Origin of the sequence: Neobacillus terrae (assembly GCF_011393025.1) — a bacterium.
Classification (GTDB): Bacteria; Bacillota; Bacilli; order Bacillales; family Cytobacillaceae; genus Neobacillus_A; species Neobacillus_A terrae.
In genome coordinates this window covers 27075-43493 of sequence record NZ_JAAOEO010000016.1, presented here as the reverse complement: position 1 = coordinate 43493, position 16419 = coordinate 27075, and the positions used below count along the sequence as shown (strand labels likewise).

Below are 16419 nucleotides of genomic sequence, written 5' to 3'. Positions count from 1 at the left end.
ATTAACCCACCATCCTTGCCAGGTATACGAAAGTGAAAATAAAGATCCAGACAACATCAAGGAAGTGCCAGTAAAGACCGATAATAAAGGTCTTACGGGCAGTTGTCGGAGTTAAACCTCTTCTTATAAGCTGGATAATAATCATTGTTGCCCAGCCAATACCCATGCTAACGTGGAGACCATGGGTTCCAAGCAATACAAAGAAGCTTGAAAGGAACGCGCTGGTTTGCATAGTAGCACCTTCATGGACATAATTGATAAACTCAGTGATTTCCATGAAAACGAAGCCAGCACCCAGCAATAGGGTAACGATCATCCAGGCAACAAGGCCATTTCTGTTGTTGCGGCGCATTTCAAAGATTGCAAGACCGCAAGTGAAAGAACTTGTTAAAAGTAAAATTGTTTCTGTCAAAATCCCTTTTATCTCAAAAAGATCATTTGGAGTAGGGCCTCCAGCATATCTTGCTTTTAAAACTGAATACGTTGCAAACAGAGTGGCGAACAGGACGATTTCGGCTCCAAGGAAAATCCAGAAGCCAAGAATATTCAGCCTGCTTTGCTCTGTCTGATATTCTAACGGCAGGGAAGTATTCACATTAGCCGACATTATTATTCACCCCTTTAGTTACCTTACGCCATTTGCTTTCAGTTTTCTTAATTTCATCGATGTGGACATGATAGCCATCGTTGTAATCAAACGAACGAACGATCAAACCAACAAGAATACCTACAGCAGCAATAAGAGCTGCAATTTTCCATTCAAAAACAAGGAAGAAGCCGGCTACACCAATAATGGATGCCATAATAATAGGCTGACCAGAATTGCTTGGCATATGGATTTCTTCAAGTTCATCCTCGCTGATATCGAGGCTTACCTTATTTTTCTTCATGTGCCAGAAAGCATCTAAAGATTTAACTTCTGGAACTTTTGCAAAGTTGTAGTGCTGTACTGGTGTTGCTGTAGCCCATTCTAAAGTTCTTGCATCCCATGGGTCATTTGAGATATTGCGGTCTGCATAACGTGCACTCCAGTAAATGTTGTAGCAGAAGGCACCAAAGCCGATCGCAAGTATAAACGCACCAATACCGGAAACAAGGAACAATGGAGCGAAACCAGATTCGACAGAGAAAGTGTAAGAACGTCTTACTGCACCTTTTAAACCAAGGAAGAACATTGGCATAAAGGTTAAGTTAAAGCCGATAACAAAGAACCAGAAATGGATCTTTCCAAGCTTTTCGTTCAGCATATGGCCGAACATTTTTGGCCACCAGTAGTATAATCCTGCAAATACCGCAAATACGACACCAGGAATAAGTACATAGTGGAAGTGAGCAACAAGGAACAGAGTATTATGATACTGATAGTCAGCTGCACCCATTGCCAGCATGACACCTGTTACACCGCCGATAACAAAGTTCGGAACGAATGCAAGTGCCCAAAGCATAGCAGTTGTAAATTGAATACGTCCTTTTCTCATGGTAAAGAGCCAGTTGAACATCTTAACACCAGTCGGAATCGCAATCATCATAGTTGTAATCGAGAAAATAGAGTTAACTGCTGGTCCTGCACCCATAGTGAAGAAGTGGTGGACCCAAACAAGCATACTCAAAAATGCAATACCTACGATGGAACCTACCATTGATTTATAACCGAACAATGACTTTCTCGAGAAGGTTGCTATAACCTCCGAGAACATACCGAATGCAGGCAGAACAACGATATAAACCTCAGGGTGTCCCCATAACCAGAACAAGTTTACCCACATCATGTCCATACCGCCGCCGCTTATTGTAAAGAAGTGAGTTCCGAAAATACGGTCAAAGGTCATTAATGCAAGAGCTACTGTAAAGATAGGGAAAGCAGCTACGATAATAATAGACGTAATTAGGGAAGTCCAAGAGAACATTGGCATTTTCAATAATGTCATGCCTTTGGCACGCATTTTTAAGATCGTAACAATAAAGTTAATACCTGTCATCAGGGTACCGATACCGGCAATCTGAATGGCAACGGCATAATAGTTATTACCAATGCCCGGGCTGAATTCCTTGCCCGCAAGAGGGAAGTAAGCTGTCCATCCTGCATCAGGTGATCCGCCTATAACAAAGGAAATATTAAACAGCATTGCCCCAACGAAGAACAGCCAGAAGCTTAGAGCGTTCAATTGAGGAAACGCAACGTCACGAGCCCCGATTTGAAGCGGAATAACAACGTTCATTAAACCAATCAGGAATGGCATTGCCATGAAAAGAATCATGATAACACCGTGAGTGGTGAAAATTTCATTATAGTGCTGTGCATTTAAAAATTTCTCTTCCGGTGTCAAAGTCTGGACCTTCATTAAGATTCCGTCCATACCGCCGCGGAAGAACATAAGTACACCAGCTAGAATGTACATAATACCAATTCGTTTATGGTCGACAGTTGTCAGCCATTCACGCCAAAGCCAAGACCATTTCTTAAAGAAAGTCAGGCCGGCAAGAATACCAAGCATTGTAAGGCCAATGGCGATTTGGGAACCAACAATAAGCGGGTCGCCGCCCATTAAAATTTCATTCCATTGAATACTGCCTAGCAGAATGTCCATTAATGTCCACCTCCATCTTTCTCGCCCTTCATGTCCATACCGTCCATTGAATGGCCATCCATATTCATTGCTTCATCTTTTTTATTTTTGTTTTTGCTTGTATCTTCATCTTTAAAAATTTGTCCCTGGTAACCGTGTACACGGTACTTTTCAGGGTTCAGATATGTTTTTGAGTCCATTTTTCCATGGTCAACCCATGCAAGATGTGTCCCATTAAAAGTCAATCTGCCAAGATGAGTAGGATCAAGAAGACTCTCATATTTTTTCTCTGTAAGCTTTGGAGCAGTATTCTTAACTTCTTCTATCCATTTCTTGAACTTTTGCGGAGATTGAGCTTCTACTGTAAATTCCATGTCAGCATAGCCCCGGCCGTTAAAGTTAGTGTTACGGCCTAAAAATTCGCCTGGTTTATCAGCTGTCAGATAAAGCTGAGTTTCCATTTTATTCATTGTGTACTTTTGTCCGCCCAATGCAGGAACCCAGAAGGATTGCATTGTACCAGCAGAAGTCAGCTTGAATTTAACAGGAGTTCCAGCTGGAATATTTACATAGTTTACTGTCTCAATTCCTTGTTCAGGATAACTGAAGATCCACTTCCAGTCAGCGGAAGTAACATTAATTGTAATTGGTTTTTTGTTTTCGTAACCCTTCGGTACTTTTTCCAAATTATAAATAGATTTAACGGTTGGAATAGTAAGTGCAATAACGATAAGAATAGGAATAACAGTCCATGTAATTTCAAGAGCAGTACTGCCGTGCTCTTCAGGAGGCTCGTAGTCCTTTCTTTCCGGCCGGTCGCGGTATTTCCAGATAATGTATCCAAAAAGGCCGAATACGACTACTACAACCAGCAGCATAAGTACAAGCGACCAGTTAATTAAACCAAGTATTTCTCTGGCAGCAGGCCCCTTTGGTTCAAATACGACCATGTGTGTGTCACAGCCGCTTAGAAACAGCATAGGAATCAGCGCCATGAACGAAATCAAGAACCCTTTCTTCGATTTCATTCCGTCAGCTCCTCTCTAAATAAAAAATTAATTGTTAAATAATGAATTGAATGATTATTCTAATATTGTTGTGAAAATCTTCACAATCTCAAGCGGACTTGGTGATCACAATCGCATGAGAGTATGCAGTTAACACTACGTTTATGATAATAACATAAAAAGCGAGGTTTAAATGTGACAAAATTAGTAAGGATTTTTGAACCTTTAGTGGAATTTCTTTGTAAAAAGAAGTCTTTTTATTTGACATAAGCCAATGTCAAGGTTCTTTTTGGTGTAATTTTGTTTTACCGCGATAATAAAATTACCCACAAATTGAATAATTTAGTGTTTTTCAACTTAATATGGCATAATGGGAATGAAAAAGATCGAATGGAGGATTTGACATGAAGTGCAAAATTAACAAAAATGCGGCAAAGGTTTTAAAAGAAATGCTTGGCAAGCCAGAAGCAGAGGGAAAGATGATTCGAGTATATGTGACACATATGCATGGCGATCACGCCCATTATGATATTAGATTAGATACTCCGACAGAAAACGATGAAATTGTGAAAACGGATAAGGATATTGATATCCTTCTAGATAAAAATGAAGGATTCCTTGACGGAGTTTGGCTCCAGTATTTCTACGTGCCAAAAGAGGAGTTTGTCATTACCAATCCTTCAAAGGAACACCATCATCACCATTAAAGAAAAGCAGAAGCGGTTCAGCTTCCAGAATACCCATGCTGCTTGGCGGCGAGCTGAACAGGAATTTCAGCAGATAATCATGGCGCTGGAGCCCTGCCCACTAAGCACTTTGTGAGTTAATCTGAATCTAAAAACCGGGCTAATCCCGGTTTTTATTTTTGGTTCTTTTCTAAGAGATTGTTCTAATTCGAAGAAATTATGAGCAAAAATAGGCGAGACTCCTCGGAAATGCATTCGCATTTCCTTCGTGCGTGGGTTAACTCAACGATGACAATTCAAAGTCCTGCGGGAAAAGCAAGCCAGGCGAGACCCAGCAGGTCGTTAGCGACCGAGGAGGCTCGCGGATTGCCGCGGAAAGCGAGCCTATTTTTACTTTTAAAAACAACAAAGGTTACGAAAAGAGCCTTATTTTTTGAATCAGATTTTTTGTCCTATGTTTTGATTAAACTGTATATGGATAATTTAATAACTATTAAATAGGAAAAAAGGGGATCGTTATCTTGGAAAATAAGCAAAAAGAGATTGACATTAAATTAGTTGCACTTGATATGGACGGAACCCTTTTGAACAGCAGTGATGAGATTTCAGAAGGCAACCGCAGAGCAATCAAAGAGGCTCAGGAAAAAGGGATTTATGTTGTTTTAAGTACAGGTAGGTCTATTTTGACATCCAGGCAGCATGCAGAATCCCTGCAGCTTTCATCATTTTTGGTAACAGTGAATGGAAGTGAGATTTGGGATCAGAACGGAGAACTAGTCGAACGAAATTCCGTAAAATCCGACCTTGTGCAGTGGATGTGGGAGCTTTCCCAAAAGCATGGGACAAAGTTTTGGGCCACTGGTGTAGATAAGGTTTGGAATGACAGTATGCCGGAGGATATTATGGCAGGTGAATGGCTGAAATTTGGTTTTAATATTGAGGACGTTCATGTGCGGGAATTGATATTAAAAGAACTTCAGGACAAAGAATTGTTTGAAATAAGCAATTCCAGTCCTATTAATATAGAAGTAAATGCACTTGGAGTAAACAAAGCAAGGGGTCTTCAGACTGTTTGCGAAAAGCTTGGCATCGGGCTCGAGCATGTAATGGCAGTAGGTGACAGTTTAAATGACATGGCTATGATTAAGGAAGCAGGACTGGGGGTTGCTATGGGAAATGCGCAGGAAGCAGTCAAGGCTGAAGCTGATTTTGTGACAAAAACAAACGATGAAGATGGAGTAGCCTTCGCCATTGAAAAGTGGGTATTAAAATAACAGTTTTATTTTCAACCGGCGCTGTTAATGGAAACTTTCCTTGCCGGCGAGGAAAATGCAAAAGCTGTGCGGATTTCCGCACAGCTTTTACAATTCTATTGGCCTTGGATTTTTCTGATTATATCATCAATGGTTCTGCCAAGTCCCTGCATCCCACTATTAAGCTCCTGTTTCCACTTTGGTGCTTCATCTTTTAGTTTTTTGCCTAATTTGCCGGCATTGTCCTCTAACTCTTTACGGATTTGATCCGCTTTTTTCTGAAAGGCCTTTCTGGCTTCCTCAGCTGTTTGTCCTTTATTTGCGAGCTGGGTGTTAACCGATTCCACCTCGAATTTTTCCTTTTTAATATAAGGAAGTGATTCATCCATCATCGCTCTGAAAATAGGGACAACATTCCCTGAACTGTTATTTGGAAGGTAATGATTACGGTCAGTCTGGTCAAAACCAATCCAGATAGCCCCTACAAGATTAGGTGTATATCCCACCATCCATTGGTCCTTTGTTCCGTTAATATCATTATACGGAAGCTGGGTAGAGCCTGTTTTACCGGCAATATCATACCCAGGGATGTGTGCTCTTCGTCCTGTTCCGGTTTCAACAACATTCATTAACATGGAGGTCATTTCGTTTGCTACTGATTTGGAAGTAACCTTCGTTGTCTCAGAATCATGCTCTGCAAGAATATTGCCAGTTGGTCCAACAATCTTTGTAATAAAATGGCTGTCCTCGCGTTTTCCGCCATTTGGAAAAGCCGAGAAGGCATTTGCCATTTGAAGGGGAGACACGCCATTGTACATACCGCCAAGCGCAAGAGCCAGGTTTTTATCTACTTTTTTAACAGGAATTCCGAATTTTTCTACTGACTCAATTCCCTTATTTAGGCCGATCTTATTTAATAGCCAAACAGCAGGGATATTTAGTGATTCTTCAACCGCCTTGTACATTGGCACTTCGCCGGAATAAGTCCTCGAGAAGTTCTCTGGCTTGTAGTTGCCAAAGGACATTGATTTATCCTGAAGCATGGATGTCGCATCATAGCCTGCCTCCAGAGCAGGTGTATAAACGGCTAGCGGCTTCATGGTTGATCCTGGCTGTGCTTTTAAATGAGTAGCTCTATTAAAGCCCCTGAAAACATGTTCGCCACGGCCGCCCACTTCGGCACGTACTCCTCCTGTTGCTGGATCCATCAGTACGGAACCACTTTGAACAAGCGCCCCATTAGGTCCGCGGGGGAATAAATTGCGACGGCTATAAACCTTTTCAAGTCCGGCTTGAAGATTTTGGTCCATTTCGGTATAAATCTTAAAACCCCTTGTAAAAATTTCTTCCTGGGTAAGTCCGTATTTATTGATGGCCTCATCCAAAACAGCATCCAAATAATAAGGGTAATTTCTTTCCGCTTTTGTTCCGCCACCATCACGCAGGCGGATTTTTTCATTTATTGCCCTTTTATATTGAGCGGAGCTAATATAACCAAGTTCTTTCATTTTTCCAAGTACAACATTTCGCCGCTTCATCGCCCTGTCGTAATGATTATAAGGATCAAGGGCGGTTGGCGCCTGTACAAGGCCAGCCAGCAGAGCCGCTTCACTTATTGAAATATCCCGTATATCCTTTGCGAAATATTTTTGAGACGCCTGCCCAATTCCCCAGGCACCTGAACCAAAATAGACCTGGTTCAAATACATCTGCAAAATTTCATCCTTTGTATAAACCTTTTCCAGCTTTACGGCAAGGAATAATTCTTCAGCTTTCCGTTTATAAGTTCTTTCTGGGGAAAGAAGGGCGTTTTTCGTAAGCTGCTGAGTTAAGGTACTTCCGCCTCCAGTTACTCCACCAGCTAAAAGGTTGCCAAAGAAGGCACGTGCAATTCCTCTAATATCAAAACCGCCATGCTGATAGAAACGTTCATCTTCAATGGAGACGACCGCTTCCGGAACATACTTGGGAACATCCTGAAGGGAAATTCCTTTCAGACGGTTTGGCTGAAGCTCACTTGCCACATCACCATCTTTATCGTATATGGTTGTGGACTGGCTAAGACCTTCCTTAAGCGACTCGACATTGGTCCTGCTTGCGAGCCATGCAAAATAAAGAATGGTTAACAGTATAACTGTAAGCAAAATAAGCAGTAATATTTGCGTCAGATGCCTTCTTTTCCAAAATCGAATAGCGGCATCTTTTATAAATTCTAATTTACTCATAGGAATCTCCTGACTTTTACCGCAAGTGCGGAATGATACAAAATGTTTCTGCGTTATATTATAAGGATTTTTATTAAAAAAAGACAATATGTATCATTAAATTACTTATGGGTAGAAAAAATTTCATTGGAAGGTACAAGTGCGTACAACCTGAAGATTTTTAAACATAGTATATAAAAAGGCCATTAACACCGGGGGGATAAGGATGATTAACTGGAAGGTCCGGTTGAAGAACAGAGGATGGGTAATCGGTTTTATTTCCCAGCTGATGATTGTTTTAGAATTGCTGCTGACAGGTCTTCATATGATGGGTGTTACCGATTTTCAATTAACAGAATCGGTAAAAGAATGGGTACTTGCACTGGTAAATGCTATTTTTGTTATTTTATCTATGCTGGGAATTGTTCAGGACCCGACAACGAAGGGTTACTCGGATAGTGAACAGGCTTTAAAGTACCATGAGCCAAAATAATTTTTGATAACAGGCAGGATTGCCTGTTTTTTTTTTGAGTAAACAAGAGTCTTTTTCAACGTTATGGAAAAACTGAATAAAAAAGGAGGTTGTTTTATGTGGACTGCCGCTTTATGGGGTGGCGTTTCTGGATCTGCCGTTTTGCTCGGCGCCTTGGCGGCAATGTTTTTTCCTATAAAAAAGAAAATAATAGGCTTTATTATGGCTTTTGGTACAGGAGTCCTTATTGGTGCAGCTACATATGATTTGCTTTGGGAAGCTGTACATAGCGGAGGGATCAAGGCAACAGGGCTAGGGTTTTTATTGGGGGCAGGGGTTTTTACATTGCTTGACTTGCAAATTTCAAAAAGAGGGGCACTTAACAGGAAACGTTCTGATAGTCAAAGAAGGTATAAAGGATCCGGAATGGCCATTTTTGCTGGTACTGTTTTAGACGCAATACCTGAATCCATCATGATAGGTGCTACCTTTGTTGAAACACACCGGATTAGCTGGCTGCTGGTCATTGCTATTTTTATCAGCAATATTCCCGAGGGCCTCTCAAGTACAACCGGTTTACTAAAAGGGGGGTTTTGCAGGAAAACGGTTCTGTCACTCTGGCTTACGGTTCTAGTCATATCCGCAATATGCTCATGGGCTGGATTTGTTTTTCTTGATCACGCTCCGGATACGCTAATGGCAGTCATTGCCTCGTTCGCAGGGGGAGGAATTATTGCAATGATTGGCTCTACCATGATGCCCGAAGCTTATGAGGAGGGCGGCTCCATTACAGGACTGTTTGCCGCCTTGGGGCTATTTGTTTCATTAATATTAGACTCAATGGGATAAAAGAAAAGGCACCGAGGAGAATCGATGCCTTTTGTGCTAGTAGTTAGTTGTTGAATATTATTTTATTTAAGATAAAATTCTCTACGATCTTGGCGACGCCATCATTCATATTGGTATCTGTCACAAAGTCTGCTTTCGCTTTTATATCGTCAGGCGCATTACCCATGGCAACACCGAGTCCAGCAAATTCAATCATGGCCAGGTCATTATAGCTGTCACCCATGGCAATGACTTCTTCACGCTTAATTCCAAGTTTTTTAATCAGGTGCTCCACGCTTGTCGCTTTTGTTACTCCCAGATTCGTAAATTCAAGGAAAAAAGGCTTGGACCTCATGGTGCTGATTTCTCCGTCTAACTCCTTCTGCAGCTTTTTCTCCACTTCAGCAAGTCTTTCCGGTTCAGCAAGCATAAGGGCTTTTACTACTGATTCATTAATGGCTTCTTTAAAGCTGTCCACCAATTTAATTTTCATCCCTGTAATTTCTCCCTCAATATTGGTAAAACGGTTAGGTGTTTCCGTAATAATTTCATCCCCTAAGTAGGATTGAATAAGAATGCCTTCGCGCTGGCTGATATCATAAAGTCTATGAGCGGTTTCAGGAGTTAACATGCTGCTAAAAATCTCTTTATTGGTTTTGCAGTCAATAATTTTTGCTCCATTGAAAGTAATAATAAAGCTCCCAAAATCCTTTAGTCTTAGTTCTTCTGCAATAGGGTGCATTGCAAAATCAGGCCGGCCAGATGCAAGGACGACTTTCACGCCTGCCTCCTGTGCAGCAAATAAAGCCTCTTTCGTTCTTGATGAAATCGTAAGGTCATCTTGGAGCAAGGTATCATCTAAATCGAGTACGACCATTTTATATGTCATTTTTTAAGTCCTTCTTTCCTGTCTTTCTATCATTTTACTATCCTACTATATTTGAAAAATATATCAAGCGGGTTCAAACTAATAACTTAGTGGAGACAAGTAATGATTTACTTTTTAAAATAGTTATGTAAAACTCATTTTAATTTTGGAGCTAAAATCAACAAGCAAATTTAGCAGAAGCGTTAAAATATAGTTCGAGAAAAAAGGAGGAAATAAAATGGATGCTGTAGAAAAGGGAATATGGATGCGGAAAGACGGCTTTTATATCACGATAAAGAGTTTTTAGATTCATCCGCCATACACCAATTTTTAAAAAATGAGGCCTATTGGTGGGATAAAAGCGTTACGGTTGAAATAATTAATGAACTTATTAAAAATTCCACGCTTTGCTATGGCATTTATGAGGGGAATCCAGAGAAGGGTAAGGGAAAACAGGCAGGTTTTGCAAGAGTTGTTACCGATTTGGTGAGATTTTCATGGCTTGGAGATGTCTTTGTCCTTCCCGAATACAGAGGAAAAGGATTAAGTAAATGGCTAATCGACACCATTGTTAGTCATCCAAGATTGAAGGGAACAAACTTCATGCTAGCTACACAGGATGCCCACCTTATATGCACGATTTGGATTTGAACCATTACCGCAGGTAGAGAACCGGCTTGCCAGACCTCTAAATTGGGAAGAGGTTTACAAAAGTTTAAAATAAGGGAAAAGGGGAGAAGTTTTTGGAGACGCTGCCTTGCCAGGGATGCAGAGGGCTTTGCTGCGGTCCTGTCGCTGTGACCAAACAAGAACTTATAAAGATAAAGAAAAAGGTAAATTCAATGCCCTCTAAGATTAGAGAGGAGCTCACCAATCAAAAACGGTATTTTGGGACCTGCATTTTTTATGATCTAGAAAAGGATAAATGCGGTATCTATTCAGCACGTCCTGAAGTTTGCCGGAAATTTGGATATTATGAAAAAGTGGCATGCTTCCGAAAGCCTGAACTGGCTGTGAAAAAGGATAGGGGACCCATTCCTGAGATTGCCGGCATCTTAAGTATTGATTATAAGTGGGATTATTTTAGATAAAAGTGACCGCCGCTTATTGCTCGAATTTCGGTGAAGTAAGGGAAGGGCCGATAAGTATTAATGAAATACATAATAAAGAAGCTCCCGCTGCAGCGGGAGCTTTATTTAGGTGCATATTAACCTTCCAAATCACCAAAGGATCCAAAGAATTCATAATGAATGTCCTCTTCGGGAACGCCAAAGCCTTTAAGGAAAGAGTTAACAGCTTTCATAAACGGTGGAGGTCCGCAGAAATAGTATTGAGCGTCATTCGACTTTAGTGTTTCCTTCATCCACTCAAGCGTAATATAGCCATCCTTATCATAATTTTTAGCTGCCTGGTCCTCTTCTGTCGGCTTCTCATAAATTACATAGGACTTCACATTTTCATGCTGTTCTGCCATTTCACGTACATGGTCCTTAAAAGCATGTACTTTCCCGTTAAGCGAGGCGTGTATAAACGTTACCTGTCTTTCAGGCTGCTCTTCAACAATCGTATTCAGCATGGCCATCATCGGAGTAAGTCCGACACCTCCACTTAAAAGTACAACCGGACGGGTGCTATTCATATCCAAATAAAAATCTCCGGCAGGCGATGTGATTGGGAGGATATCTCCCTCATTGATTAGCTTATGCAAATCGGTTGAAACCACGCCAGGAGGGAGTTCTTCTGACGGGGCATCCTCCCGTTTCACACTAATTCGGTAATAATCCTGCCCTGGACGGTCAGAGAGGCTATACTGTCTTAGGTGAGTATATTCTTCCTGCTCGACATCAAGTTTCATTGTAATATATTGGCCTGGAGTATAACGAGGAAGTTCCTGCCCATCCTTTGGCTTTAAATAGAAGGAAGTGATCACGTCGCTCTCCGGAACTTTATTGGCAACAACAAAATCCTTAAAGCCAGCCCATCCACCAGGCTGAGTTGCTGCATACTTGTACAGCTTGTCCTCCATTCGGATGAAAACATCGGAAATAATACCGTAAGCATCTGCCCAGGCATCAATGATTTCATCTGTAGCCGCATCACCAAGGACTTCTTTTATTGCACCTAGCAGGTTCTCTCCAACGATTGGATACTGTTCCGGCTTGATTTGGAGGCTGCGGTGCTTTTGCCCGATTCTCTCAAGGACTGGCATAATTGTACTCATATCCTCAATATTTGCTGCAGCACCATAAACGGCATTCGCAAGCGCCCTTGGTTGGTGGCCTGTTTTTTGATGTGTCATATTAAAAATATTCTTCAATTCTGGGTGGTTCTTAAAAAGTCTTTGATAAAAATGTTTTGTAATCGTTTCACCATGTTCCTGGATAATAGGTAGAGTAGACTTCACGATTTCCAGCTTTTTAGGGTCTAACTTTTTTACGGACTTTACAACATCCGCCCACAAATATTTTTGACTATCGGAGTTTTGATTTTCCATAGGATTACCCCCGGTTGTTTTTATCAGAAATCTCACTAAAATAATTTACCCTTATATTGGGATATGATTCACTTCTTTTCCAATTTCGGACTATTTTACTAAAAATAAATGAAGAAAAATAAAGATTCCATTATTATATGTTCTTTGTCCTAAAAGGAAGAAAGAATAGTAAAAAGTAGTGTGCACTTGTTGCAAGTATCATGGGGATTTATAAATAATAGGAACGAAAAAAAAGAATAGAGAAAATGGTTTCCTTTTTAATACCGGCTGTATTTTGGAACTACTATAAAAAATAAGGTATATTAATAGATGAACTTATTTACTAGTTTTTCAACATATAAAAGATTTTTGGAAAGGGGGAGCTTAAGTGAGTTTTAAAAAGAAACAGATTATTGGCTTTGGTGCAATCCTGCTGCTAATTGTTTCATTGATGGCAGGAATATTTTATATGATTAATTCCATGAAGAATAATATGCAGGATATCATGGATGACAGGTATACAAAAGTGAATTTAGCTACAGATATGAGGCAATTATTCTTTCAATCCGACCGTGAACTGCTAAGTATGACCGTTTCAAATGATGAGCAGGAAATTAAGGAAAGCAATAAAATACTGAATACGAACCATACTATTCTTCTTGAAGATATCAGTACTTTAACCGGAATCGTAAATCGGCAAAAATCAAGGTACCTTTTAAGCAGAATTGAGGAGAGCTATCGCTCTTATACGGAAACAGAAACACAGGTAAAAGAAGCCATAAAACGGGGAGATAAAACCGCATTACGGCCGCTTCTTGTTGTGCAGAATGAAAGACGCACTGAAGTCATTAAGAATTTAAATGGCTTTAAAAATTTCCAGGAAAGTTTAATGAAATCGAGCCTGAAATCAGCTAAAAATACCTACCAGGATGCTATTAACACTCTTATTACGGGATTGCTGCTTGCACTAATTGCTACCGCAGTAATTGGATATTGGGTAATAAGGAGCACGGCGAATAATCTTCGTGCGATTACCAAAGTGATTAAAACACTGAATTATAAAGATTTATCGGTTCTTCCGAGGATCCGTGTAAAAACAAAAGATGAGATAGGCGATATTGCTTCAGCTTTTAATGAGATGGCTGGCTCACTCGAGAACTATAGTTTTAAGGAAAAAGAATTCACTTCCAAAATTGAAGAGCAAAACTGGATCCAAACCAGACTAGCAGATTTGGCAACTATGTATCAGCGCATTGTCAGCATGGATATTCTGGCAGGCCGCTTCCTAACCAGTCTCGCGCCAATGCTGGATGCAGCCTATGGTGCTTTTTACGCAAAAGTGGGTGAAGGTGAAAAGACACGTTTTCGGAAACTAGCTTCTTTTGCAGGCAGTGATGGGGAAGCAGGAAGGCATGAATTTCTTCCTGGCGAAGGACTAATTGGACAGGCAGCTATCGAAAAGCGTGCACATCTTATCGAAGATATACCAGAGGGTTATCGTTTGATTACCTCAGGACTTGGAGTGGTTAGGCCAAAAAGTATTCTGATTGCCCCTGTCCTTTTTGAAGATGAAGCAGTGGCAATGATTGAAATTGCCAGCCTGGAAGCTTTCGATGAGAAAAAACGGAAGTTTCTTACACAGGCACTCGAGACTCTTGGAATTACCATAAATAGTGTTAAGGGCAGGATGGAAATTGAAAGGCTCCTCAAGGAATCGCAAGCCCAGACAGAGGAATTGCAGGTTCAATCGGAAGAACTCCAATCGCAATCAGAAGAGCTGCAGGCACAGGCAGAAGAGATGCAATCACAGTCTGAAGAACTTCGCATGATAAATGAGCAGCTGGCGGAACGGAATCTTGAAAGTGAGCAAAAAACAAGAGAACTGCAAAAAGTCAAAATCAATCTTGAAAAACAGGCTGAGCAGCTTAAATTAAGTTCAAGATACAAATCAGAATTCCTGGCGAATATGTCACATGAATTGAGAACACCATTAAATAGTATTCTGATACTTTCTGAGATGCTTTCAGATGGAACAGAAGAAACGTTATCAGAAGAACAAAAGGAATTTGCCAGAGTCATAAATAGTTCCGGACAGGATCTTCTTTCTTTGATAAACGATATTTTAGACCTTTCTAAAGTGGAGGTCGGCAAGCTTGATATGGTATTTGGTGAAATGAACCTAAGCGAACTGCCAGGCATTTTGGAGAGAAACTTTACCCATCTTGCTAAAAGCCGAGGCATTCAATTTAATATTGTAAAAGATGAAAAAACACCAGGGATTTTTTATACTGATGAACAGCGCTTTCAGCAGATTATCAAAAACCTGCTGTCAAACGCATTTAAATTTACAGAGTCAGGTTCGGTTTCTGTTAATATAGGGATTCCTTCGCCCGAAACTATGAAAAAAGCTAATTTTTCCTACATTGATGTGGATTGGCTTGAAATTACAGTAGAAGATACAGGCATTGGCATTCCGGAAGACAAGCAGGAGATTATTTTTGAAGCATTTAAGCAGGTGGACGGAGCTACTATGAGGAAGTTTGGTGGTACCGGATTAGGACTTGCCATTTGTAAGGAGTTTGCAGCCTTGCTCGGAGGCTGGATTGAGGTTGATAGTAAGGAAGGAAAAGGCAGCAAGTTCACCCTGTATATTCCTAGCCTTCCAGCAGGATTAACAATGCAGGAAGCAACCCTAATAGCTTCGGAAGAAGTAGCGGCAGCAATGCCAGTTGAAACAGAGAGTGAACCGGTTATCCAGGAGAAAGACATTCCAATAAATCCTTCTGGGGCTGGATCGAATCACTTACAAAATAAAAAAGTTCTTGTGGTGGATGATGATAACCGTAATATTTTTGCATTGGAAAAGGCCCTGGCGCATGAAGGGATGCATATCTCTACTGCACATAACGGTCATGAGTGTCTGGATATCCTTAACAAAGGAAAAGAATTTGATATTGTGTTAATGGACATTATGATGCCTGGCCTGGACGGCTATGAAACGATGAGGCAAATCCGGACTGAAAAGAAATATGACGATCTGCCAATCGTAGCATTAACAGCTAAAGCCATGAAAGGTGACAGGGAGAAATGTCTTGAGGCTGGCGCATCCGATTATATTAGTAAACCTATCAAGATGGATCAGCTTTTATCTGTGCTAAGAGTATGGCTGTCTAATCCTTCTAAAAACTGAAAGGGAGGAGAGGACAAAGTTGGTACATCTAATAAATGATGATGAAATAAAAGAACTAGAAATGGATTTGCTTTTACAGGCTGTCTTTCGATTATCCGGCTTTGATTTCAGGGAGTATATGCGCTCATCGATTTTCCGAAGGGTACAGCATCGGATGAGGCAGGATGGGCTTTCATCCATCAGCCAATTAATCGAAAAGGTTTTTCATACAGAAGGATATATTGATATACTACTTGAGGATTTTTCCATTAATGTAACAGAAATGTTTAGAGATCCAGCCTTCTTCAGTGCATTTCGAAAGAAGGTCATTCCTTTTTTGAGAGAGCTTCCGGAAATAAGAATTTGGCATGCTGGCTGTTCAACCGGTGAAGAGGCTTTTTCTATGGCTATTCTCCTAGAGGAGGAGGGGCTTTACCATAAGGCAAGGATATATGCGACTGACATGAATGAGGCTGTTTTAAAAGGAGCGGGAAAAGGGATTATCGATTTGAAACGGATGCAGTCCTATACTAAAAACTATCTGCAAGCCGGCGGTGAAAAAGCATTTTCGGAATATTATAGAACAGACTTTGAAAATGCTTATTTAAATGAAAATTTGCTTAAAAATATCTTTTTTACTCAGCACAACTTAGTAACTGATGGATCCATTAATGAATTCCATGTGATTATTTGCAGGAATGTCATGATCTACTTTAATGCAGACCTTCAGGCCAAGGTTAATGCCCTTTTTTATGAAAGTCTTTGTGAGGGCGGATTTTTAGGCCTTGGAAACAAAGAAACTCTAAGGGCTATGAACATATCAGAAAAATACCATAACTTTGATGTTGCTGAGAAAATTTATCAAAAAAAAGAGCAGGGATCGCCATAAGGG

Annotated in this window: 14 protein-coding genes; 8 read left to right on the top strand and 6 right to left on the bottom strand. The window is 40.6% G+C overall.

The features are described from left to right. Position 1: 1 nt before the first annotated feature. From qoxC to qoxA, 3 genes are read right to left on the bottom strand one after another with little or no spacing between them, the layout of a single operon-like run. Complete coding sequence (gene qoxC, locus G8761_RS19135) at positions 2 to 607, bottom strand: cytochrome aa3 quinol oxidase subunit III (RefSeq protein ID WP_166029571.1); 606 nt, start codon at positions 605 to 607, stop codon at positions 2 to 4. Then, entirely contained in the window at positions 597 to 2588 is a 1992-nt protein-coding gene (qoxB, locus tag G8761_RS19130) for a cytochrome aa3 quinol oxidase subunit I (RefSeq protein ID WP_166029570.1), read from the bottom strand. The genes qoxC and qoxB overlap by 11 nt, the downstream gene beginning before the upstream one ends. Further along, complete coding sequence (gene qoxA, locus G8761_RS19125) at positions 2588 to 3595, bottom strand: cytochrome aa3 quinol oxidase subunit II (protein WP_166029569.1); 1008 nt, start codon at positions 3593 to 3595, stop codon at positions 2588 to 2590. The genes qoxB and qoxA overlap by 1 nt, the downstream gene beginning before the upstream one ends. 383 nt (positions 3596 to 3978) lie before the next feature. Between qoxA and G8761_RS19120 the strand changes: the two genes are divergently transcribed. Both G8761_RS19120 and G8761_RS19115 read left to right on the top strand, forming a co-directional pair. Further along, positions 3979 to 4281, top strand: coding sequence for an iron-sulfur cluster assembly accessory protein (locus G8761_RS19120; protein WP_166029568.1), 303 nt, complete (start codon positions 3979 to 3981; stop codon positions 4279 to 4281). Between the two features lie 500 nt (positions 4282 to 4781). Further along, positions 4782 to 5534 carry a Cof-type HAD-IIB family hydrolase gene (locus G8761_RS19115; protein ID WP_166029567.1) on the top strand — a complete coding sequence of 251 codons (753 nt, stop codon included), beginning with the start codon at positions 4782 to 4784 and terminating at the stop codon, positions 5532 to 5534. Between the two features lie 95 nt (positions 5535 to 5629). On the opposite strand, the gene G8761_RS19110 is transcribed toward G8761_RS19115, so the two are convergent. Further along, positions 5630 to 7738 (bottom strand): transglycosylase domain-containing protein, encoded by a 2109-nt coding sequence (locus tag G8761_RS19110; RefSeq protein WP_166029566.1) that lies wholly within the window; start codon positions 7736 to 7738, stop codon positions 5630 to 5632. 205 nt (positions 7739 to 7943) lie between these two features. Between G8761_RS19110 and G8761_RS19105 the strand changes: the two genes are divergently transcribed. Both G8761_RS19105 and G8761_RS19100 read left to right on the top strand, forming a co-directional pair. Further along, entirely contained in the window at positions 7944 to 8210 is a 267-nt protein-coding gene (locus G8761_RS19105) for a phage holin (RefSeq protein ID WP_166029565.1), read from the top strand. Positions 8211 to 8306: 96 nt separating this feature from the next. Further along, a complete protein-coding gene (locus tag G8761_RS19100) occupies positions 8307 to 9038 on the top strand; it encodes a ZIP family metal transporter (protein ID WP_166029564.1) in 732 nt (243 codons plus the stop codon). A gap of 43 nt (positions 9039 to 9081) precedes the next feature. On the opposite strand, the gene G8761_RS19095 is transcribed toward G8761_RS19100, so the two are convergent. Continuing rightward, positions 9082 to 9906, bottom strand: coding sequence for a Cof-type HAD-IIB family hydrolase (locus tag G8761_RS19095; protein WP_166029563.1), 825 nt, complete (start codon positions 9904 to 9906; stop codon positions 9082 to 9084). Positions 9907 to 10146: 240 nt separating this feature from the next. Between G8761_RS19095 and G8761_RS19090 the strand changes: the two genes are divergently transcribed. Further along, on the top strand, positions 10147 to 10536 hold the full coding sequence (locus G8761_RS19090; protein WP_243450089.1) for a GNAT family N-acetyltransferase: 390 nt from the start codon (positions 10147 to 10149) through the stop codon (positions 10534 to 10536). A 92-nt stretch (positions 10537 to 10628) separates the two neighbouring features. Then, positions 10629 to 10976, top strand: a complete 348-nt coding sequence (locus G8761_RS19085; protein ID WP_166029562.1) for a YkgJ family cysteine cluster protein — start codon at positions 10629 to 10631, stop codon at positions 10974 to 10976. 116 nt (positions 10977 to 11092) lie between these two features. Here the strand turns inward: G8761_RS19085 and hmpA are convergent, their stop codons facing one another. After that, positions 11093 to 12379 (bottom strand): NO-inducible flavohemoprotein, encoded by a 1287-nt coding sequence (hmpA, locus tag G8761_RS19080; RefSeq protein ID WP_166029561.1) that lies wholly within the window; start codon positions 12377 to 12379, stop codon positions 11093 to 11095. Positions 12380 to 12746: 367 nt separating this feature from the next. Here hmpA and G8761_RS19075 point away from each other — a divergent pair, with 367 nt between their 5' ends. Both G8761_RS19075 and G8761_RS19070 read left to right on the top strand, forming a co-directional pair. Then, complete coding sequence (locus G8761_RS19075) at positions 12747 to 15548, top strand: response regulator (RefSeq protein WP_166029560.1); 2802 nt, start codon at positions 12747 to 12749, stop codon at positions 15546 to 15548. 61 nt (positions 15549 to 15609) lie between these two features. Continuing rightward, on the top strand, positions 15610 to 16416 hold the full coding sequence (locus G8761_RS19070; protein WP_166029621.1) for a CheR family methyltransferase: 807 nt from the start codon (positions 15610 to 15612) through the stop codon (positions 16414 to 16416). Positions 16417 to 16419: the final 3 nt, after the last annotated feature.

Bases quoted from the DNA above. Each gene is read 5' to 3' on its own strand.
- qoxC (WP_166029571.1), bottom strand. From the start codon at position 607: ATGTCGGCTAATGTGAATACTTCCCTGCCGTTAGAATATCAGACAGAG.
- qoxB (WP_166029570.1), bottom strand. From the start codon at position 2,588: ATGGACATTCTGCTAGGCAGTATTCAATGGAATGAAATTTTAATGGGC.
- qoxA (WP_166029569.1), bottom strand. From the start codon at position 3,595: ATGAAATCGAAGAAAGGGTTCTTGATTTCGTTCATGGCGCTGATTCCT.
- G8761_RS19120 (WP_166029568.1), top strand. From the start codon at position 3,979: ATGAAGTGCAAAATTAACAAAAATGCGGCAAAGGTTTTAAAAGAAATG.
- G8761_RS19110 (WP_166029566.1), bottom strand. From the start codon at position 7,738: ATGAGTAAATTAGAATTTATAAAAGATGCCGCTATTCGATTTTGGAAA.
- G8761_RS19105 (WP_166029565.1), top strand. From the start codon at position 7,944: ATGATTAACTGGAAGGTCCGGTTGAAGAACAGAGGATGGGTAATCGGT.
- G8761_RS19100 (WP_166029564.1), top strand. From the start codon at position 8,307: ATGTGGACTGCCGCTTTATGGGGTGGCGTTTCTGGATCTGCCGTTTTG.
- G8761_RS19095 (WP_166029563.1), bottom strand. From the start codon at position 9,906: ATGACATATAAAATGGTCGTACTCGATTTAGATGATACCTTGCTCCAA.
- G8761_RS19090 (WP_243450089.1), top strand. From the start codon at position 10,147: ATGGATGCGGAAAGACGGCTTTTATATCACGATAAAGAGTTTTTAGAT.
- hmpA (WP_166029561.1), bottom strand. From the start codon at position 12,379: ATGGAAAATCAAAACTCCGATAGTCAAAAATATTTGTGGGCGGATGTT.
- G8761_RS19070 (WP_166029621.1), top strand. From the start codon at position 15,610: ATGGATTTGCTTTTACAGGCTGTCTTTCGATTATCCGGCTTTGATTTC.